Here is a 19,755-nt window from a genome sequence, read left to right as displayed (position 1 = left end):
CAGGTGATCTTAGCTTTGCCAGCGGTTGTTGAAGCGCAAAGACGGCGATGTCACGTTGTTTCATCAACGTCCGAACAAGGCGATTGCCTGTGAACTCAAGCAGTTGCGCCGGTCACGGCTTTCCACTGCGCCATTGCGCGGATCCGATGAATGTGGGTGGCGAGGGCTGAGCGTTTCTGGTGCGGCGCGACGAAAAGATTTCGGACTGCTGAAAAGACTGAGATAAAACGTTGCAATGCGCCGACAGATCGAAATCCCTGCATCATCCGTTCTCGTTTTCGTAGTGGCACGTGAGAATTCTCCGCACGATTGTTCAGGCCTTTGTGCGATCGATGTTCGACAGCGGGCATCACGTCCCGTCTTGCCGCTCCGTATGAACGTAGTTTGTCGGTGACGATGCGCTTCGGCGTCAGGCCTTGTTTCTTCAGCAGTCTAACCAGCAATCGTTTGGCAGCTTTGGTATCGCGGCGGGCCTGGACGATCTCGTCGAGAACGTAACCGTCCTGGTCAACGGCACGCCAAAGCCAATGTTTTCGGCCACCGATGGAAATCACAACCTCGTCCAAATGCCAGATATCCTTTCGCGACGGCTTCTTTCTGCGCAACTGCTTGGTATAAGCCGCCCCGAATTTGCGGCCCCATCGCCGGATCGTTTCGTAAGATACGACAATGCCGCGCTCCAACAGCATTTCCTCAACCAGCCGCAGGCTCAAAGGGAACCGGTAATACAGCCAGACCGCACGGGCGATGATCTGCGGTGGAAAGCGGTGGTTCTTGTAGCTGATAGTCGACGAGTTCATGTCAGCCGAACTATCCCTCAACCGTTAAGCTGCAGACAACGTGACATCGCCCGTCTGGGAGATTGCGGATGGGATTGATTGCGATGAGTGAGCGCGATCTGCAGCGGATCGAGGTTTTGTCGAAAGTGATCGTCGGCCGTCTGACGTTGGTTTCGGCGGCGCATGCGCTTGAGCTGAGCACGCGCCAGGTGCGTCGGCTGCTGGAGCGGATACGGGTTGGCGGCGCGGTTTCGATCCGGCACAAGGCGGTTGGGCGACCATCGAACAACCGGATCAGCGACGGGGTTCGCGATTACGCGGTGACGCTCGTTCGTGAACGCTATGCAGACTTCGGGCCGACCCTGGCGGCAGAGAAGCTGGCTGAGCGCGATGGATTGCAGGTGTCGCGCGAGACGCTGCGCCAATGGATGGCGGATGCCGGACTTTGGCTGTCGCGCAAGCAGCGCCGGACGTTTCATCAGCCCCGGTTGCGGCGCGAGGCCTATGGCGAACTGGTGCAGATCGACGGGTCGGAACATCGCTGGTTTGAGGATCGTTGTGAGCCATGTTCACTGCTGGTGTTTGTCGATGACGCGACGGGCAAGTTGATGCAGTTGCGCTTCGTGCGCTCGGAAAGTGCGTTCAGCTATTTCGAGGCGCTGGAACTCTATCTGAAGGCGCATGGTGCTCCGGTCGCCTTCTATTCCGACAAGCATTCGGTGTTCCGGGTGGCGAAGAAGGATGCCAAGGGCGGTCAGGGCATGACCCAGTTCGGACGGGCGCTTTGCGAGCTAAACATCGAGATTCTTTGCGCAAACTCGAGCCAGGCCAAGGGTCGTGTCGAGCGGATGAACCGGACGCTGCAGGACCGGTTGGTCAAGGAACTGCGCTTGGCGGGCATCTGCGGCATGGATGACGGCAACGCTTTCCTGCCTCGGTTCATGGAACGCTATAACCGCCAGTTTGCCATTGCCCCTGCCCGATCTGATGATCTGCATCGGCCGCTGAATCTTGCCCCGGATCGGCTGTGCGACGTCCTGTGCAAACGTGAGCAGCGTTACGTCGGAGCCCAACTGACGTTCTCCTACGAGCGCCAGCGCATCATGCTCGAGGAGACCGAGGTGACGCGCGGACTGGTCGGGCGCTATGTCGAGACCTACGCCTATGCCGACGGCCGGCTCGATGTGCGCTGGAAGGGACATTCCTTGCCCTATAAGACGTTCGACAAGGACCAGCGGGTGACGCATGCGGCGATCACCGAGAACAAGCGGCTTTCCGATGTGTTGGCCTATATCAAGGAGCGGCAGGATCAGTTGCCGTCGCCGAAGGTCAAGACCAATAGCGAGAAGAATGGCTACACGCCGCGGGGTCGCAAGCCCGGCAAGCGGACGGATTTCATGAACGATCCGGCGATCATCGCTCGACGGCGGCAAGCGCTCTCCAACCTTGATGCCGCTGAATGATCCGCTGGTCGGGCTGTCAAAGCTAAAGCCGATGACCGCCCCTCACCCGCCCCGATCTCACCTTGCAACCCAGACCAGCCGGTCAGATCGGGGCTGGTCGGCATGCCGTGCCGCAGATCAAAGTGACATTTCGACTTTGCACAACTACGGACATTTCAACATTGCCGCCACAATAGTTGTAGACGCAAAGTTAGAATGTTTCCTTTCGTTTCCTTGACCTTGAACCGACTGTTGGTCGGATGGGCCCTGGGCGTTTCACGAGTCAATCGGAAAAACCGAAAGGGGCATCGGTGCGGCGGTAGTTATCGGCGAGGATCTGGCGTCCGATAGGCGGTTCGGAACGGGCCCTGCATGCCGTGCGATGGCAAAGTCTGCAGGTGATACCGATGGGGGTCGGCGCCTCCGGCTTCGGCCCCTGGCGGGCATAGACTAGACGCTCGGCATGCTGTGCTTCGCAGACTAGCGCCACTGCACGCTCGATGGTCGCCGTTCCGAAACTGCCGCCTCCGGCATTGACTGTGCGGGCGATTGAAAAGAACTTCAGACCGTCCGGCAGCTCCAGCCATTGCGTGACGATCTTACGGGGCTGAGTAAAGACCTGATGCACAGTCCAAAGCGGGCAGCCGCCGCCATGGCGGGCGAAGGGGAAGTTGGCACTATTCAGCCGCTTCGACACGTTTCCTGCTGTATCGACCCGGATAAAGAAGAAGGGAACCCGTTCTTGTCCAGGTCTTTGGAGGGTCGTCAGGCGATGGGCGGTCTGTTCGAAGCTCGTGCCGAACTGTCGCGCGAGCGCTTCGATATCGTAATGCCTAGCCTCGACCGCGCGCGCGAATGCGGCATAGGGCATTAGGATGGCAGCCGCGCTATAGCCAGCTAGTGCACGATGGGCCAGGAGACGGGCGTTGTCGCCCTTCAAATTTCCTTCTTCGGTCGCAGCAACGATCTCGGCCTCGAATTCGAGATAGGCGATTTGCTGCGCCATCTGGAAGTTTTGACTTACAAGGTCGAGGGTATCATCAAAAAGCAATTCTTTGCGGTGCAAGTCGAGCCGGCGCTGCGACCCCGTCATCACCTCGCTCGGCAACCGCCGAACGCGGAGGCCATGCCTCTGTTTGAGGTAGTTTGCCAGATCCCCGGTTTCGGCAACCCGAGCAGCGAGCTTTTCGGATGCGGCATCGAGAAGTGGGAAGCAGTTGCGGCGAGCAGACAGAAAGCTGCGGATTTCAGTGACAGCATCATTGAGAGGCAAGCCGCCGTCCACGCCTTTTTCCTGGCGGCGGTCGGCGAGCGCGAACTGCTCTTCGCGAAAAGCCGTGTGTAGCCGCAATAGCGCTTCGGCAAAGGCCGGAAAGCTGTGCGCGACGTCGGCAATTTCCAGAGGTTCGAAATCAATATCGCTGAGGACCGGATCTCGGATGACCGCCTGCATCCGGGCGCTCAAGTCATTGCCGGAATTGTCCGAGAATTCCGAAAAGTCGACTTTGTAAGCTTTTGCCAGCTTGAGAAGCGTTTCAGCAGTAACAGGCCGCTGGTTGCGTTCCATGAGGGCTATATAGGACGGAGAGATTTCGAGGTCCAACGCCATGTTAGCTTGGGTCAGACCGAGGTCGCGTCGCAGCCGGCGCAATCGCGGTCCAAGGTAAACGCCGGATTTCTCCACTGCTCTCCTCCCACATTCGGGACCAATCGGGCCAGAGTTCGATAAGACCCGCCACCCCTTAAAGTCCTTACAACATTACAATTCAACTTTGTAAAGTTTGACAGTTTGACATTGTGGCCTCTCGCATTTGTCCGCTGCTTTGGTACCCCTTTCGCATTGCAACAACGGTTTTGGAGGAACAATGTCGTACCAGACTTTGATTGAGGATGCCGGCCGCCTGATTGGCGCCAATCCAAAATGGACCGGAATGACGGCTGAATCCGTCGCGCGCATGCGGCTGCAGAACCGGTTCCGAACTGGGCTTGACATCGCACGTTACACTGCCGGCATCATGCGCGCCGATATGGCTGCCTACGATGCCGATCCCAGCCAGTACACACAGTCGCTGGGCTGCTGGCATGGCTTCATCGCGCAGCAGAAGGTCATCTCTATCAAGAAGCATTTCGGCTCCACCAAGGGCCGCTATCTCTATCTCTCAGGCTGGATGGTCGCGGCGCTGCGCTCCGAATTCGGTCCGCTGCCGGACCAGTCGATGCACGAGAAGACATCGGTTCCGGCGCTGATCGAAGAACTCTATACCTTCCTGCGCCAGGCGGATGCGCGAGAACTCGGTATGTTGTTCCGCGACCTCGAAAAGGCGCGCGAAGCGGGCGACGCCGTAAAGGAAAAGCAACTTCAGCAAGCGGTCGACAATTATCAGACGCATGTCGTCCCGGTCATCGCCGACATCGATGCGGGCTTCGGCAATGCCGAGGCGACCTATCTTCTCGCCAAGAAGATGATCGAGGCGGGCGCCTGCGCGCTGCAGATCGAAAATCAGGTATCCGACGAGAAGCAGTGCGGCCACCAGGACGGCAAAGTCACGGTCCCGCACGAGGATTTCGTCGCCAAGATCCGCGCGCTCCGCTACGCTTTCCTCGAAATGGGCGTCGATGACGGCATCATCGTCGCTCGCACCGACTCGCTTGGTGCCGGTCTGACAAAGCAGATCGCTTTCAGTGCAAAGGAAGGCGATATCGGCGACCTCTACAATTCCTATCTGGATTGCGAAGATGTCACGGATACGACCAGCCTCAACGGCGATGTCGTCATCAACCGGAACGGCAAGCTCGTCCGCCCGAAGCGCCTGCGCTCCAACCTTTACCAGTTCCGGCCCGGCACCGGCGCGGACCGCTGCGTGCTCGACTGCATCAACGCGCTCGAGAACGGCGCCGATCTCTTATGGATCGAAACTGAGAAGCCGCATATCGAGCAGATCGCCGGCATGGTCGATCGGGTTCGCGAGGTCATTCCGAACGCCAAACTGGTCTACAACAATTCGCCGTCCTTCAACTGGACGCTGAATTTCCGCCAGCAGGTTTTCGATGCCTGGAAAAGAGTAGGCAAGGATGTTTCCGCCTATGACCGCGCAAAGCTGATGAGCGCCGAATATGACGCATCGGAGCTCGCCGCCGAAGCCGACGAGAAGATTCGCACTTTCCAGCAGGATGCCGCCAAGCGTGCGGGTATCTTCCACCACCTAATCACGCTGCCGACCTACCACACGGCCGCACTGTCGACCGACAATCTCGCCAAGGAGTATTTTGGCGAGCAGGGCATGCTCGGCTATGTCGCCGGCGTCCAGCGCAAGGAAATCCGCCAAGGCATCGCCTGCGTCAAGCATCAGAACATGGCCGGATCCGACCTTGGCGACGACCACAAGGAATACTTCGCAGGTGAAGCGGCCCTGAAGGCCGGCGGCGTTCACAACACCATGAACCAGTTCGCCGCTTGACTGGCGAACTGAACCTAGGCGTGGAGGAGGTGTCATCCTCCTCGTCTTTTGGAGGAAACCGATGTCGGACACGATCAATTCCCCGAAGCCTACCCATCCGCAGGTCGCGCGCGCTGTATTCGCCAATGAGGATTTTAACCTCATAAGGACGGCGATCCTATACTATCTCGATTCCATCAAGGATCAGCCGGAGACTGTCAAATATTCCAACCTATATCATCGGCTCGGCCGCGTCACGTAAGACCAAACATCGGACGAGTTCGCGCAAGAACCGAAAAATGAGGCTCAACTGAGAGGGTTGGATGAACAATGTTGTTGTCGCCGTACGAGGCGAGGAAGTAAGTTTGACGGTGCGGTCCGGATCGCTTGGGCCCGACGTCATCGATATCAGCACGCTCTACAAGCAGACGGGCGCTTTCACCTATGATCCCGGCTTCACATCGACAGCGTCCTGCGAATCCAAGATCACTTATATCGACGGTGACGAAGGCGTTCTGCTGCATCGCGGCTATCCGATCGAGCAACTGGCCGAGCACGGCGACTTCCTGGAAACCTGCTATCTGTTGTTGTACGGGGAACTTCCCAGATCTGCGCAGAAGAAAGATTTTGACCATCGCGTCAGCACGCACACGATGGTGCATGAGCAGATGGGAAGTTTCTTCACTGGCTTCCGCCGCGATGCGCACCCTATGGCCGTCATGTGCGGGACAGTCGGCGCGCTGTCGGCCTTCTACCACGATTCCACCGACATCACCGATCCGAACCAGAGGATGGTCGCCTCACTGCGCATGATCGCCAAGATGCCGACGATTGCCGCCATGGCCTACAAATACCATGTCGGCCAGCCCTTCGTATATCCGAAGAACGACCTCGACTACGCGTCAAACTTCCTTCGCATGTGCTTTGCGGTGCCATGTGAGGAATATCAGGTCGATCCGGTTCTGGCCCGCGCCATGGATCGCATCTTTATTCTGCACGCCGACCACGAGCAAAATGCCTCGACCTCCACCGTGCGCCTCGCCGGCTCCTCGGGCGCCAACCCGTTCGCCTGCATCGCAGCTGGCATTGCCTGCCTCTGGGGCCCCGCCCATGGCGGTGCCAACGAGGCGGCGCTCAACATGCTCCAGGAAATCGGCACCGTCGACAAGATCCCGGAATATATCGCCCGCGCCAAGGACAAGAACGACCCGTTCCGCCTGATGGGCTTTGGTCACCGCGTCTACAAGAATTACGACCCGCGCGCCAAGATCATGCAGAAGACGATGCACGAGGTGCTTGAATCGACCGGACGGACTGACGATCCGCTAATGGAGGTGGCGCTCGAGCTCGAAAGGATCGCGCTGAACGACGAATACTTTAAGGAGAAAAAGCTATACCCAAATGTTGATTTTTATTCCGGTATCACGTTGCGCGCGCTTGGCTTTCCCACCGCCATGTTCACCGTGATCTTTGCGCTGGCCCGCACCGTCGGCTGGATCGCCCAATGGGCCGAAATGATCGAGGATCCGCAACAGCGCATCGGCCGCCCGCGCCAGCTCTACACCGGTGCACCAAAGCGCGATTACCTGCTGACATCGAAGCGATAGCGTCGGTACCGCAAAACATGAATATATCGGAAGCCGAGCAAGGTCTGCTCCCGGTGTAAATTGGCACGCCTTAATATCCAGAGGGGCAGCTCCTTAAAGAGCTGAACCGCCATTCTTATAGCCTGCCACCATTTCCCTCAGGCTGCTGGCTAAATCAGGATCTTGACATCGCGCTTTTCCTTCACGAGCGCCTTAAACCCTTTTCAACAATATTATCCAACGTGATGCGTTTTGTAGCGAGCTTCTCCGCTGGGGAAAATCTGTTCCACATGAGATCCATGACTGCAGAAAAAATATCGCGGTAGCAGACCGATTCGCGCACAACCTTTCCCGTGAAGACCATTCCAATGGTTTCGATTATTGCCGGCTTCTCCCAAAGTGAGAAGATGACCGTTTCACCTTCGTATCGAGTAGAGTCGATCGCCTGCTGCAAGACAACGGGAACGTCGGTTACTTCAAAAGCAACGTCGACATCGCCGTGCGTGAGTTCCTTGATGCGTTCGACGACAGCTTCCTTCGTCGGATCGAGAGCTGCCGTGGCACCCAATTCCAATCCTTTGGCAGCGCGTTGCTCCGAGACCTCGACAACATAGATTTCAGCAGCGCATGCTGCCCGAAGCGATTCCGCAACGAGAAGCCCTATCGGGCCGTCACCGAACACAGCCGCCTTACCTCCGGGCTTGATGCTGCTGTTGCGAACGGCTTGTAACGCTACAGCTGAAGGTTCGACAAGCGCACCCTGCTCATCGGAAAGGCCTTCCGGCATCAGGTGGACCATGTGTTCCGCGACGAAGGTATCCACCGCCGGAGAGGCCGTGGAACCCGAGATTGTCACGAAGGTTGTATTTGCCATGGCGGCAGGGTTCGCATTTTCCACATGTCAGAAGCGGCTCGACAATCACCCGATCGCCAACGCGCACCTGTTCTACACCCTCTCCGATCGCCACGACTTCTCCGGAGAACTCGTGCCCCATGACGATCGGCGCGACGTCTTGGCTTAGAGGGTGGGGAGCCGCAACCGGAATGATCTTCGGTCCGGCGACATATTCGTGCAGGTCGCTACCGCAGATTCCAGCTGCAGCGATTTTAATCTTGACCTGCCCAGCCCCTGCCTCAGGTTCCAGGATCTCTTCGACACGGATGTCACGCATATTGTACCAACGCGCAGCTTTCATAACTATTTCATGAAAATCCAGGTGGACTATCTTTCTGTCCGGAACAACCAATTTATAGCGATTGGATCTGCGTGAGCCGCCCATTGACTACGTGGTACTGGCAAGATCAATGGGACTACCGGGCCAACAGATCGAGCGCGCCACCGATATCGTTTCGACTTGAACAAATTGGAACGAGAGGGAGCGGTCATGAGCTTGGTTTGCCTTAACCGACGGCGTTCATGCTGAACCATGCGGCTAGCTCCGCGGCATTCGTCAAACCAGTCGCTTTCATAAGTCGGGCTCGATGGGATTCCACGGTTCGTATCGAAATGCCGATCTCATCGGCGATCTGCGCATTTGTTTTTCCTTGCGCGACCAGGGTCACGATTTGCCGCTGCCTATCTGTCAGACTGAACTCCCGCGGGACGACAGGGCGGGCAAGCGGCTGAAAGCAGTAAATCGCCTGCGCGAACGGATCGGTGGCATGTCGTGTTCGCCCATGAACCTGGCACCAAAAGCGGCGTCCGTCGCTCGCCATCATGATGCGTTCGTCATAGTAAACCTTCCCGCCGGGAAGATGAGCGCCCCACATACGACCAGTGCGGACGAAGTCGGCATGTTTGGGGTACAATCGGGCGAAGCTGCGGTCTATCAATTCGGCACGGCCATAGCCGAACAAAGTAGCAAACTCCTCATTGCAGTCCCGAATGATGCGATGGGTAGCGTACACCATTGGGACTGGCAACTCATGGAGACGAAAACGCAACACGTTCGGGCCGTTCACGGAAGTTCCTAGCGCCTCAAATGCAGTATTTATACTGCTAACCCGTGATCGACATCAAGCATTACCGTGGGGCAGTTCCGCCATCTTCGGTGGGACGGCACTTGTGGAGGAGCGATTGCGTAAAGTTACATCTAGTGCTGCCGAAGCACTGGCCGGCCATCTTGCCGATGGGATGACTGTCATGTCGGGCGGCTTCGGTCTTTGTGGAATTCCGTCCTTTCTGATCGAGGCGGTTCGGCTGTCCGGCGTTCGCAATCTGACATTCATTTCCAACAATGCTGGCGTAGATGGCTTTGGCCTCGGCACCCTGTTGGAGACGCGACAGATCCGGAAGATGATTTCGTCTTATGTGGGCGAGAACAAGCTCTTCGCCGCGCAGTTCCTAGCGGGCGAACTCGAACTGGAATTCAATCCGCAAGGAACGCTGGCCGAGCGCATACGCGCGGGTGGCGCGGGCATTCCCGCCTTCTATACCAAAACAGGGGTCGGCACGATGATCGCCGAAGGTAAGGAAGTGCGCCAGTTCGGTGACGACCATTACGTCATGGAGACCGGGCTCTTCGCTGATATCGCCCTCGTCCACGCCTATAAGGGCGATACTGAAGGCAATCTCGTCTACCGAAAGACGGCCCGCAATTTCAACCCGATGATGGCGACCGCCGCGAAGCTGACGATTGCCGAAGTTGAAAACCTCGTCCCTCCTGGCGAGATCGAGCCGGACCATATCCATACGCCGGGCATCTTCGTGCAGAAGATCGTTCATGTGCCGAATGGCGAAAAGCGGATCGAGCAGCGCACAGTGCGGAAGAGGGAGACGGCCTGATGTCGTGGACACGCGAACAGATGGCGGCGCGCGCCGCACGGGAACTGCAGGACGGATACTACGTCAATCTCGGCATTGGCATTCCGACGCTCGTCGCGAACTACATCCCTGATGGTATGGAGGTGACGCTCCAGAGCGAGAATGGCATGCTCGGCATGGGGCCGTTTCCTTTCGAGGGTGAGGAGGACGCCGACCTTATCAATGCCGGCAAGCAGACCATTACCGAGCTTAAGAAGACCAGCTACTTCTCCTCGTCGGACAGTTTCGCCATGATCCGTGGCGGCCATATTGACCTCTCGATCCTCGGCGCCATGCAGGTTTCCGAAAGCGGCGACCTGGCGAACTGGATGATCCCGGGCAAGATGGTCAAGGGTATGGGTGGCGCGATGGACCTCGTGGCGGGCGTCAAGCGCGTTGTCGTCGTGATGGAGCACGAAGCCAAGGGCGAGCCGAAACTGCTCAAGCAATGCAATCTGCCCCTCACCGGCAAGCGCGTCGCCGACATGGTGATCACCGATCTCGGCGTCTTCACGGTCGCCCGCCAGGGTGAACCGCAGATGACCTTGATCGAACTGGCCGATGGCGTGTCGGTCGACGAAGTGGTGGCGAAAACCGAAGCAAGACTGGCCATCGGTCTTTAACGGCCGACACGCGCCGTTGCCGGAGATGTCCGCCGCCCTTCGGCGGGCATCCCGGCGCAGGCACGCTTCAGCGGCGGCATCGCCGACATCAACGATCCGGCTACCTGAAGCCGGACGGCAACAACGGGAGAAAATAGCATGGCACAGACATCCATCGTCATCGTGTCGGCGGCTCGGACGGCCGTCGGGTCGTTTAACGGGGCGTTTGCGAGCGTCGCGGCGCACGAGCTCGGAGCGGTCGCCGTCAAGGGCGCGCTGGAACGCGCCGGTGTCGCGCCCAAGGAGGTGGACGAGGTGATCCTCGGCCAGGTGCTGCCGGCCGGCGAGGGGCAGAACCCGGCCCGCCAGGCGGCGATGAAGGCCGGCGTGCCGAAGGAGGCGACCGCCTGGGGCGTCAACCAGCTTTGCGGCTCGGGTCTGAGGGCCGTCGCGCTCGGCATGCAGCAGATCGCGCTTGGCGATGCCAGGATCATCGTTGCAGGCGGGCAGGAATCGATGTCGATGGCGCCGCATGCGGCCCATCTTCGCGCCGGCACCAAGATGGGCGACATGAAGATGATCGATACCATGATCAAGGACGGCCTGACCGATGCCTTCTACGGCTATCACATGGGGATCACGGCGGAAAACATCGCCCGAAAGTGGCACCTGAGCCGCGAGGAGCAGGACCGCTTCGCCGTTGCCTCGCAGAACAAGGCGGAGGCGGCCCAGAAGGCCGGTCGCTTCAAGGACGAGATCGTCCCCTTCACCATTGCCGGGCGCAAGGGTGACGTGACCGTGGACAGCGACGAATATATCCGCCACGGCGCGACGATGGAGAGCATGGGCAAGCTGAGGCCGGCCTTCGACAAGGAGGGGACCGTCACGGCCGCCAATGCATCCGGCCTCAATGACGGGGCGGCCGTCGCCGTGCTGATGAGCGAGGCGGAGGCTTTACGCCGCGGCATCCGGCCGCTGGCCCGTATCGTCTCCTGGGCGACGGCGGGCGTCGATCCGCAGGTAATGGGCACGGGGCCGATCCCGTCCTCGCGCAAGGCGCTGGAAAAGGCAGGCTGGTCCGTCGGCGACCTCGATCTGGTCGAGGCCAACGAGGCCTTCGCGGCGCAGGCCTGCGCGGTCAATCGCGACCTCGGCTTCAACCCCGAAATCGTCAACGTCAATGGCGGGGCGATCGCGATCGGCCATCCGATCGGCGCTTCCGGCGCGCGGGTTTTGAACACGCTGCTGTTCGAGATGCAGCGGCGCGGCGCCAGGAAGGGACTGGCAACGCTCTGCATCGGCGGCGGCATGGGTGTCGCGATGTGCTTCGAGGCTCCGTAGAGGGATTGAAGGAAATGGGAGACCACGTCGACCAAAATGACCAACGCTGTCGCAACAGACTATCGGCGGTCACTCTGGATCCACCAAATCGCTCGATGAACTCTGAAATCGAACACGAACGTAAGGTGGCAATTCTCGACCTTGTCGAGAACAGCAATTTCCAATTGGTTGATCGTGAGGGTGGTCCCTATCGCCTTTCGCTATCGGTTGAGAACGTGCGATTGGCGTTTCACGTCTCGAATGAGGATGGGCAGCCAATCGTATCCCACCTGCTGTCGCTGACACCGTTTCGTAAGGTGATGAAGGACTATCAACTCATCTGTGACGTTCATCGCAGTGCACTTCATCGCGGACAGCCATCGCATCAGCTCCAGGCAGTTGATATGGCCCGCCGATCGGTTCACAATGAGGCGTCAGAGCTTCTCATGCAGCGACTGTCGACCAGGCTTATCATCGACTTCGATACCGCTCGCCGTCTGTTCACACTGATTAGCGTCTCTTTCCTGATAAGCGGTCTGCCTTCAAGCTGACCGGATGGTGCGAACGCCCTTTGGCACTTGGGGACAGAAGCCGCTTTAGATAGAAGGAACGTTTAGCGTTCTCGAAGATTGCATTTTCTGCCTTGCTTATACTGTCTAATTTGGCCCACAGGCTTTTACGCCGAGAGTTCCATAAACTGCGTTATGCAACTTTAGATTGAATTATAGGTTCATCTACTCATAAAGGGATCGTATGATCTGTTCCACCTGACGATCTACAAGGAATTTCGAATGCGACACTGGCTGGACAAGCTGACCGATCTCGCCGCCATTCCTGGCGACGAAAGTATCTTGAAGGACGCGCTTGCAACCTTTAGCGAACAAATCGGTTTTGCAGGCTATGCCTATCTGAACATCCAGCCGGGGCGTCCGCTCGCAATCTCGAACTATCGCCAAGAGTGGCAATCTGACTATTTCGAGCGAGGTTATCTTGCGATCGACCCCGTCATTCGACGCGCCAAGTCCCTGAAACGAGCCTTCACCTGGAGCGGCAAACAGGACAACCCACGGCTAACGAAAACGGAACGCTCGTTCTTCGCACATGCGGCAGACTTCGGGATTCGGTCCGGCATCACAGTCCCGATCAAAGCCGCATACGGCTCCATCGCGATGTTTACCCTTGCCTCGGAAAAGCCCGCAATCAACTTGGACCGCGAGATCGACCCTGTCGAGGCTGCATCCGCGGTCGCGCAGCTTCATGCCCGCATCAATCTGGCTGATCCGACCCCAAGTGTCGAAGAGCCGATTGGTCTCGATCCCAAGGGGACCGCCTACCTTAGCTGGATTGCCGTCGGCAAGACGATGGAAGAAGTCGCGGATCTGGAAGGCGTCAAATACAACAGCGTACGCGTCAAGCTTGCCGAGACGAAGAAGCGTTTCGACGTACACACGACGACACATTTGACTGCTCTTGCGATCCGCCGAAAGCTGATCTGACGCTCAGTTCACTGACACTTTTGGGATGTAGCCGAGGATGGTGACCAGCGTGTTCACCACATACATCTGCGCGTGCATCTCCATGCAGGCCTGGATGTACGCAAGGTGCTGAGCGCCGCCCGCCGCCTTACCAGATTTGTAGTTCTCGGGCAGTGCCTGGAAGAGCCGGTCGGCCTCGTCGACCAAGCGCCGATGGGTTCGAACAGCATCCACCGTCAAGCTTTCCAGATCAGCCTTGGGAAGCCCCTGCGTCAGCCCGAACACGGGGCGCATTTCGAGTTTATCTTCCGATGTCGGCAGGTCCGATGTCATTCGATCCGGTCTCCGGCTTGTCCGCGGTGCGCCCCCGCAAACGTTAATCCCTGATCCCAAGCCGGGGGTTGGAAACTGTACCTGGACAGTCCTGCGACCTTTAGCACCGGAGCACCTGGACATACGTCACAGGCCCCCGGCCACAATGGTCAGAGGATTCTGATACCGCAACGGCCGGCATCAACCGCCAGATAGGGGTTTCCACACCCCGGGGCAGCGCGTACTGCCCTATGCGCCCTTATAGAGGTTCGAAGCTGAATTCGCCAGTGCAAACAGGCTCATAATTGCACATGAGGAGAGGTGAATATCCCCGAGCATCAAAGTCAGTCAGCACCAATTCCGGAGAGATCGACACGAATGCCCGCCTTGTTTGGATCGTCGCCGCGGGCCTCGTCTTCGGCAGGATCTCTCACTTCCCCACCGGCAGGAGGATCTGCTGACGGCTCGACAGCATCACGCGCAGGCTCCTCATCGGGTTCAGCCGCCTTCACCTCGCCAGGATCCGGGGCACGAAACACGGCGGTCCCCTCGAAATACCCGGTCTGCCAGGCGATGATCGCATCGTCGAGAACCTCGGGAAGGACTTCGCTCTCGGTGGGATTGCCGTACCATTTCATCACGATCCGATAGACCTTGGCGAAGAGCGCTGTGCCCATACGGATATTTTCACAAGGATCGACCAGATTGGGCTTCAGTTCACCCGCTTCCATGACGCCGAGACCGGCCGGATACTGCGTGATACCGCCTCGAACGACATTGCGGCCGAGATTCTGACGGATCAGCTCCATTGCCTCGTCCGGCGTGCCGGGCTTCGGGACAAGCACCACGCGGTTTCCGGATCTTACTGTGACGGCGATCGGATCCTGTGATCCTGCACGGGCGATGAACAATTCGACGATCGCGGGTTTTAGGCCGGGATCGGCGCATTGCTGGATGAGGGCGGCATCGACCATCTGACGATCGCCGTTATGTGTTGAAGGCCATGACGACGGGCAGCTCAAACAGCTTCGCCCAGGCGGTGACGCTTGCCTTCTGGATCGCAACGATCGAGGTGCCTTCGGTCCACCAGCCGTTACCCGTTGCGACGATGACGCCAGGGGAATGCAGCATCGACTGCAGGACTGGCCAGAGGATGAGTTGCTCGTAGCAGATGAGCGGCGCGATCCTCGTTGTCCCGACCTCTACGACCGGGTTCGCAAACAGGTGCGCTTGGGCGCCGCCGCCCTGCCCTGTCCAACGCAACCATGGCTGCCACATGGAAACCGGAACCGGCATGCGCTCCTTATAGAGGATGCCAGCGGCGCCGGAACCAACCACCACCATGACGTTATCGTAGCCTTTCCCCTTGATGACGTTGGCGCCTGCGACGACGGTAACTTCAAGCTCATTCAGTCCCTCCTGCCAGAGGCGAGCGACCGTCGGCGTCCAGAACCCGAGCGCGCTCTCCGGAAAGGCGACAGCGTGCGCGCCGTTACTTACGGATATGCGCGCTGTGGCGATCAGGCCACGGTGATGCTCGAGCGACCCGTCCCGGCCAAGACTTCGTCCCAGTTCAAGGTCGACGCCCATCCATCCTTCCGGTAGCTTCGGCTCTGTCCACGTTGCGGCGGACCAGAGCCAGAAGCCTCCGAGGCCAATGGCGGCAGCCGGCCGATATCTCGTCGTGATAGTGATCAGGCCGGCTGCAGTCGCGAGCAATCCCCACCATCCCCATCCTGGAAACAGTACGCCGGCCGCGGTCAGCGGATGCGCCCATGCGGTGATGCCGAAGGGCGGCAGCACCATCAGCGCCGCAGCCACCAGATAGCGCACCGCCCTCCCTATTCCCGGATGCCTTGTCCACGCTACCGCATGCACGGCAACGAACGAGGCCGAGGCCGCCGTCCAGAGCAGTAAGCCCGGCCAAAGATCGGATGAATAGAAGTTCGCGACGCCCTGCGGCAGACCGCGCGAGGCGGCCAGAAAATAGCAGGCTGACACGAGCGCCGCGACCCTGCGCGATGGCGACATCGCCCACAGCGCCGGGAAGAGCATCGCAACCGGAAGGGCGAGCACATTGCCGCTCCAGCCGAGTGAGCCGCAAGCGACGGATGCGACGATGAGCAAGGCGGATCGCCAACGATCCGAAATATGATCACGGATCGAAGGTGATGACCGGCCGGGCAAGGCCGAGAAGGCCGATGTCGGGGACCGGCCCGAAGTATCGGGAATCATAGGAGCTCGCGAATGAGGAGTGGAGATAAAGATGTCTTGGCGGCACGATGCCACCTGGATATTGTGTGACCGGCCCGCCCTCCCCGTCCGTCTTCCGGACGACGGATGCGGCAAGGGAACGGCCGTCGATCACGACGTGATCGGTAATTTTGACATGCTGCCCGGGAAGCGCGGCGACCGTCTTGATCAGCGGCGCAAACCCACCGGCGCACAAGCCCCGCCGGAGATATCCTCGCAGTCGCGCTTCCTCGAACGGCGCAGTCGGGGGCGAGCAGATGAAGACGAGATCTCCTGCCTCGACCGGACGATTGAGTTTCTCGATGCGCCAGAGCCCGAGCGGCTCGCTCGGCGTCAGGTTCAGCCGATAGCCACCGACGACCGCAGCCGTGATGAGGCCCGCGATAGCAACCATTGACGTGCTCAACAGCATGATCGCACCGCGCCGCTTCATTGCTTCACAACCGGAGTCTGGCGTTGCGCGAGACGCAATTCCTCGACCTGCCGCAAGGTCTCGGTCGTACGCTCATGGGCGGCGAACTGCTGGGCCGTGCGCATGACCGGCCAGGCTTCCTTGAGACGTTCTTTCTCCTGTGGCTGCATTCCCTCGGAGAGCTTGTCGAAGAGTTTGCCCGATGGCTCACGTGCGGCATTGGTCAGCAGGGTACGTTCGCCAAACCGTTGGGCCACAGCCTTGTTGAACTCGTCAATCTCCAGCTTCGTCTCGCGATTGCTCAGCGCATATGCAAGTGCGGCCGGCAGATCATTCCTGTCGATCGCGTCGCGTACGCGCTCCAGCACGGCGCGCGCGGCCGGAGACAGCGCCGGTATGTCGATCGAGACACGCTGGCGCAGCGTGTTCTCTTCATTTTCATGCCGTTGCACCGCGCTCTCGCGCATCTGCAGATAGCGTTCCAGGTCGCGTTTCAATGCGGGCACATTGACCTCGGCGACGCGGCGCGCCTCGCGATCCGTCTTGCTGGCAAGAATGCCGGTCTTGCCCTTGAGCGGCCCGATCGACATCGGCTCGGTCTCAAGCTTCTGCAGCACCTGTCGCGCCGTGTCCCTGTCGGCCAACACGGCATCAAAGTTCATCGCCCGAAACGCCGTTCCGGGATCGGCGAAGACGTGAGCGAAGCGGATCGAAACCTCCTCCCATTGCTTCTTCTGCGCCAGATTGGCGTCGAGTTTTTGCTCAACCGTGTCTGCAATGGAGTTCTCGAACCGGGTGATGCCGGCGACCATGGGTTTCGGCTCCTTAGCTGATTGGGTTGGCGGGGATTGCCGCAGGCCGAAACGTTCACCGAGCTGGCGAAGGCGGTTGGTGAGATCGGTGAGCTTGCTTTTCTGGCGCAGCGTCCAGTCGAGCCGGTCGCGCAGGAGCGTCCGCGCCACCTGCATGATATGCAGCCCACGGTTTTCGGCGAAGCTAAGCGCCTCGCGGTAAAGCGTGCCGCGCTCGTAATCGAGCGTTGTTTGCTTGGCGTTTCGCCGGGACAGGATCTTGGTGACCCCACCGTTCATTTCGAAGGAGCGGCGCCCGAAATAGACCTGAAGGTCCTCTCGATGGCGCGTCATCGCGACATAGGTCAGGTGGCGATCCAGAGAGAGTGAGGCCAGCACTTTCACCCGGTCGACAGTGGCGCCCTGGCTCTTGTGGATCGTGGTGGAATAACCGTGATCGACATCATTGTAGAACCGCTGCTCGACCGTCACCTGCCGGCGCTGATCGCCCTCGCCCACGACCGCGACGATGCGGCTGGGCGCGGCCTCGATCACGCGGCCGATCATCCCGTTCTTGACGCCGAGCGAACCCTCGTTCTTCAGGAAAACGACCTGATCGCCGGCGTCGAACTGGCGAATGCCGTCGGCGGTCCTGAAGTCGTGTCCCTCTCCGACGATACCGCGCTCGACCAGTTTTGCACGCGCCATCATATTCAGCATGCGGACGTCGCGGCGCAGATGCGCCAGCATCAGCATCGACTTCGTGGGATTGTAGTCGTGGTTCCAGGCCGAGATGAGACTCTCGACGGCTTCCGATTTCAGGTTTTCTCCAACGACGTGGCCGCGCGTGCGATAGGCCAGCAACCCCTGTTCTATGTTGCCGCGCGCGAGATCGAGCGAGGCATGCCGCATCCACTCCTCGCGCTGGCGGTAGATCGTCTCGAGCTCGGCATAGCCGATACGATCGACGATAGCGCGGAAGGCAGCACCTGCCTCGATCGGCTGCAGTTGCTCGGGATCGCCGACCAGCACGATCTTCGCGCCCGCCCGGACAACAGCATCGACAAAGCCCGCCATCTGTTTCGAGGCGACCATGCCGGCCTCGTCCATGACAAACACGGTCCTGGCGTCGAGCGTGTCACGGCCCTGTTGCCAGCGCAGCTCCCAGGAAGCGAGTGTGCGGGAGACGATACCCGCCTCCTTCTCCAGTCCCTCGGCCGCCTTGCCGGCAAGGGCACCACCGACCACGCGATATCCGGCGAGCTCCCAGGTCTCGCGCGCAGCCTTCATCATCGTGGTCTTGCCTGCGCCGGCGCGTCCGACCACGGCTGCTATCCGCGCGGAACCGGCAATCCGTTCGATCGCCGCCTTCTGCTCGTCGGACAGGCGCGCATGTCGCGCGAAGGTCGCCGCCAGCACCTTGTCATCGACGTCATGGGTTTCACGGCCCGACAGCCACATCGCCTGCCGCGTCATCGTCGCTTCGAGCCGGATCATCTCCCGTGTCGAATAGCGCGCCGGCACCTTCGCGCCGGTGGCTAAGTCGATCGTGTCGCGCTGGAGGCGGAGAACTTCGGGATTCAGGATGATACTTATCATCAGCTGCTGGAAAACAGCCGGGTCATCGACATAACGATGCAGAACTTTCGCGACATCGCGTTCATCGAAGACGCTCTTCTCCCGCGTGATCAGGTCGAGCACAATCCCGGGCTTGCGAAGAATGCGACGCGCATTCTCGCTGCGGCGTTTCTCATTCAGCTCGAGCCGTTCCAGCTCCGGCCGAACGCCCTGCTTCTCCGCCTTGCGCTCGATCGCCTTTGCCCCGACGCCGAGATGGATGGTCGGCTCCAGATCGATGCCCTGCTTCTCGTAAGATCGACCATCGACGCGCAGCGAGATCCCGTTCAGCGCCAGATGATGGTTGAGACGCTCGAACCAGGCGTCACGAAAGGCATTGAAGTCATACGTCCCGCCGGTCCATAGCTCGTAGACGATCTTGCCCGCCTTGTTTCGCAATGGTTGTCCGTCTTCGCCTGTTACCGCGACCTTCTTGGCGCCGAAGCCGTCCTCGGTCAGCGGACGCAGGGTCGTCATCAGATGGATGTGCGGATTGCCGGGATTGTTGTGATAGACCCAGTCCGTGACCATGCCCTTCGAGAGGATGTGCTGCTCCACGAAATCCTGCACCAGCGAGATGTTCTGCTCGGGCGTCAGTTCCAGCGGCAGGGCAATGGTCAGGTCCTTGGCGAGCTGGGCGTCGGAGCGCTTCTCGAAGGCCTCAACCTTGTTCCAGAAGGCTTCCAAGGCGCCGGCGATCGAGCGGTCGGCGACCAGCATCCGTGCCCATTTCGGCGCATCGGCGGGAAGCAGGAACTCCTCGTGCACGAGCCCCTGTTTGCGGGTGTAGTCGATGGTGCGGGCCTCGCGCCCGTATTCCATTCTGGCGCAGTGCCGGTAGGCCGCCGACAGCACAGCACTGCGGCCGTCTCCGCGGCTGACGATGCTGACGGAGAAGTGGGCGATGGCCACGGCGGTGAGTCTCC

Annotated in this window: 18 protein-coding genes and 1 pseudogene; 9 read left to right on the top strand and 10 right to left on the bottom strand. The window is 59.6% G+C overall.

Annotated elements, in window-relative coordinates; genetic code table 11:
- Window positions 1-95: 95 nt before the first annotated feature.
- Window positions 96-847 (bottom strand): annotated as a pseudogene (locus tag K0P03_RS33700) (IS6 family transposase).
- Between the two features lie 21 nt (window positions 848-868).
- Here K0P03_RS33700 and K0P03_RS33695 point away from each other — a divergent pair.
- The gene (locus K0P03_RS33695; protein WP_272792034.1) at window positions 869-2,242 is read left to right on the top strand and encodes an ISNCY family transposase; all 1,374 of its coding nucleotides are present in this window, start codon (window positions 869-871) and stop codon (window positions 2,240-2,242) included.
- Window positions 2,243-2,504: 262 nt separating this feature from the next.
- Here the strand turns inward: K0P03_RS33695 and K0P03_RS33690 are convergent, their stop codons facing one another.
- Window positions 2,505-3,905 carry a helix-turn-helix domain-containing protein gene (locus K0P03_RS33690; protein WP_272792033.1) on the bottom strand — a complete coding sequence of 467 codons (1,401 nt, stop codon included), beginning with the start codon at window positions 3,903-3,905 and terminating at the stop codon, window positions 2,505-2,507.
- 181 nt (window positions 3,906-4,086) lie between these two features.
- Here K0P03_RS33690 and K0P03_RS33685 point away from each other — a divergent pair, with 181 nt between their 5' ends.
- The 3 genes from K0P03_RS33685 (at window position 4,087) to gltA (ending at window position 7,265) form a co-directional block, all read left to right on the top strand.
- The gene (locus tag K0P03_RS33685; RefSeq protein ID WP_272792032.1) at window positions 4,087-5,679 is read left to right on the top strand and encodes an isocitrate lyase; all 1,593 of its coding nucleotides are present in this window, start codon (window positions 4,087-4,089) and stop codon (window positions 5,677-5,679) included.
- 61 nt (window positions 5,680-5,740) lie between these two features.
- A complete protein-coding gene (locus tag K0P03_RS33680) occupies window positions 5,741-5,920 on the top strand; it encodes a hypothetical protein (protein ID WP_272792031.1) in 180 nt (59 codons plus the stop codon).
- A gap of 61 nt (window positions 5,921-5,981) precedes the next feature.
- Window positions 5,982-7,265: a citrate synthase gene (gltA, locus tag K0P03_RS33675; protein WP_272792030.1), complete on the top strand. Its 1,284-nt coding sequence runs from the start codon at window positions 5,982-5,984 to the stop codon at window positions 7,263-7,265.
- A gap of 181 nt (window positions 7,266-7,446) precedes the next feature.
- Here the strand turns inward: gltA and K0P03_RS33670 are convergent, their stop codons facing one another.
- The 3 genes from K0P03_RS33670 to K0P03_RS33660 form a co-directional block, all read right to left on the bottom strand.
- Complete coding sequence (locus K0P03_RS33670; RefSeq protein WP_272792029.1) at window positions 7,447-8,043, bottom strand: zinc-binding dehydrogenase; 597 nt, start codon at window positions 8,041-8,043, stop codon at window positions 7,447-7,449.
- The gene (locus K0P03_RS33665; protein WP_272792028.1) at window positions 8,009-8,440 is read right to left on the bottom strand and encodes an alcohol dehydrogenase catalytic domain-containing protein; all 432 of its coding nucleotides are present in this window, start codon (window positions 8,438-8,440) and stop codon (window positions 8,009-8,011) included. The genes K0P03_RS33670 and K0P03_RS33665 overlap by 35 nt, the downstream gene beginning before the upstream one ends.
- 205 nt (window positions 8,441-8,645) lie before the next feature.
- Complete coding sequence (locus K0P03_RS33660) at window positions 8,646-9,206, bottom strand: helix-turn-helix transcriptional regulator (protein WP_272792027.1); 561 nt, start codon at window positions 9,204-9,206, stop codon at window positions 8,646-8,648.
- A gap of 115 nt (window positions 9,207-9,321) precedes the next feature.
- Between K0P03_RS33660 and K0P03_RS33655 the strand changes: the two genes are divergently transcribed.
- From K0P03_RS33655 to traR, 5 genes are all read left to right on the top strand, one after another.
- On the top strand, window positions 9,322-10,029 hold the full coding sequence (locus K0P03_RS33655; RefSeq protein ID WP_272792114.1) for a CoA transferase subunit A: 708 nt from the start codon (window positions 9,322-9,324) through the stop codon (window positions 10,027-10,029).
- The gene (locus tag K0P03_RS33650; protein WP_272792026.1) at window positions 10,029-10,670 is read left to right on the top strand and encodes a 3-oxoacid CoA-transferase subunit B; all 642 of its coding nucleotides are present in this window, start codon (window positions 10,029-10,031) and stop codon (window positions 10,668-10,670) included. The genes K0P03_RS33655 and K0P03_RS33650 overlap by 1 nt, the downstream gene beginning before the upstream one ends.
- Before the next feature lie 138 nt (window positions 10,671-10,808).
- Complete coding sequence (locus tag K0P03_RS33645) at window positions 10,809-11,990, top strand: acetyl-CoA C-acetyltransferase (protein ID WP_272792025.1); 1,182 nt, start codon at window positions 10,809-10,811, stop codon at window positions 11,988-11,990.
- Between the two features lie 14 nt (window positions 11,991-12,004).
- Window positions 12,005-12,520, top strand: coding sequence for a UPF0262 family protein (locus tag K0P03_RS33640; RefSeq protein WP_272792024.1), 516 nt, complete (start codon window positions 12,005-12,007; stop codon window positions 12,518-12,520).
- Window positions 12,521-12,760: 240 nt separating this feature from the next.
- The gene (gene traR / locus K0P03_RS33635) at window positions 12,761-13,465 is read left to right on the top strand and encodes an autoinducer-binding transcriptional regulator TraR (protein ID WP_272792023.1); all 705 of its coding nucleotides are present in this window, start codon (window positions 12,761-12,763) and stop codon (window positions 13,463-13,465) included.
- 3 nt (window positions 13,466-13,468) lie between these two features.
- On the opposite strand, the gene K0P03_RS33630 is transcribed toward traR, so the two are convergent.
- The 5 genes from K0P03_RS33630 to traA all read right to left on the bottom strand — a co-directional run bounded on the left by K0P03_RS33630 (window position 13,469) and on the right by traA (window position 19,741).
- A complete protein-coding gene (locus tag K0P03_RS33630; RefSeq protein WP_272792022.1) occupies window positions 13,469-13,777 on the bottom strand; it encodes a transcriptional repressor TraM in 309 nt (102 codons plus the stop codon).
- Window positions 13,778-14,100: 323 nt separating this feature from the next.
- Window positions 14,101-14,730: a TraH family protein gene (locus K0P03_RS33625; RefSeq protein WP_272792021.1), complete on the bottom strand. Its 630-nt coding sequence runs from the start codon at window positions 14,728-14,730 to the stop codon at window positions 14,101-14,103.
- A gap of 13 nt (window positions 14,731-14,743) precedes the next feature.
- Window positions 14,744-15,991 (bottom strand): conjugal transfer protein TraB, encoded by a 1,248-nt coding sequence (locus tag K0P03_RS33620; protein ID WP_272792020.1) that lies wholly within the window; start codon window positions 15,989-15,991, stop codon window positions 14,744-14,746.
- Complete coding sequence (gene traF / locus K0P03_RS33615; RefSeq protein WP_443020640.1) at window positions 15,912-16,442, bottom strand: conjugative transfer signal peptidase TraF; 531 nt, start codon at window positions 16,440-16,442, stop codon at window positions 15,912-15,914. The genes K0P03_RS33620 and traF overlap by 80 nt, the downstream gene beginning before the upstream one ends.
- Window positions 16,439-19,741: a Ti-type conjugative transfer relaxase TraA gene (gene traA / locus K0P03_RS33610; RefSeq protein WP_272792018.1), complete on the bottom strand. Its 3,303-nt coding sequence runs from the start codon at window positions 19,739-19,741 to the stop codon at window positions 16,439-16,441. The genes traF and traA overlap by 4 nt, the downstream gene beginning before the upstream one ends.
- Window positions 19,742-19,755: the final 14 nt, after the last annotated feature.

Origin of the sequence: Shinella sp. HY16 (genome assembly GCF_028534175.1) — a bacterium.
Taxonomy (GTDB): Bacteria; Pseudomonadota; Alphaproteobacteria; order Rhizobiales; family Rhizobiaceae; genus Shinella.
This window is presented reverse-complemented; position numbering and strand designations above follow the sequence as displayed.

What these genes read in the sequence shown, in the direction of transcription:
- K0P03_RS33695 (WP_272792034.1), top strand. Translation starts at nt 869, where the DNA reads ATGGGATTGATTGCGATGAGTGAGCGCGATCTGCAGCGGATCGAGGTT.
- K0P03_RS33685 (WP_272792032.1), top strand. Translation starts at nt 4,087, where the DNA reads ATGTCGTACCAGACTTTGATTGAGGATGCCGGCCGCCTGATTGGCGCC.
- K0P03_RS33680 (WP_272792031.1), top strand. Translation starts at nt 5,741, where the DNA reads ATGTCGGACACGATCAATTCCCCGAAGCCTACCCATCCGCAGGTCGCG.
- gltA (WP_272792030.1), top strand. Translation starts at nt 5,982, where the DNA reads ATGAACAATGTTGTTGTCGCCGTACGAGGCGAGGAAGTAAGTTTGACG.
- K0P03_RS33670 (WP_272792029.1), bottom strand. Translation starts at nt 8,043, where the DNA reads ATGGTCCACCTGATGCCGGAAGGCCTTTCCGATGAGCAGGGTGCGCTT.
- K0P03_RS33665 (WP_272792028.1), bottom strand. Translation starts at nt 8,440, where the DNA reads ATGAAAGCTGCGCGTTGGTACAATATGCGTGACATCCGTGTCGAAGAG.
- K0P03_RS33650 (WP_272792026.1), top strand. Translation starts at nt 10,029, where the DNA reads ATGTCGTGGACACGCGAACAGATGGCGGCGCGCGCCGCACGGGAACTG.
- K0P03_RS33645 (WP_272792025.1), top strand. Translation starts at nt 10,809, where the DNA reads ATGGCACAGACATCCATCGTCATCGTGTCGGCGGCTCGGACGGCCGTC.
- K0P03_RS33640 (WP_272792024.1), top strand. Translation starts at nt 12,005, where the DNA reads ATGGGAGACCACGTCGACCAAAATGACCAACGCTGTCGCAACAGACTA.
- traR (WP_272792023.1), top strand. Translation starts at nt 12,761, where the DNA reads ATGCGACACTGGCTGGACAAGCTGACCGATCTCGCCGCCATTCCTGGC.
- K0P03_RS33630 (WP_272792022.1), bottom strand. Translation starts at nt 13,777, where the DNA reads ATGACATCGGACCTGCCGACATCGGAAGATAAACTCGAAATGCGCCCC.
- K0P03_RS33625 (WP_272792021.1), bottom strand. Translation starts at nt 14,730, where the DNA reads ATGGTCGATGCCGCCCTCATCCAGCAATGCGCCGATCCCGGCCTAAAA.
- K0P03_RS33620 (WP_272792020.1), bottom strand. Translation starts at nt 15,991, where the DNA reads ATGATTCCCGATACTTCGGGCCGGTCCCCGACATCGGCCTTCTCGGCC.
- traF (WP_443020640.1), bottom strand. Translation starts at nt 16,442, where the DNA reads ATGAAGCGGCGCGGTGCGATCATGCTGTTGAGCACGTCAATGGTTGCT.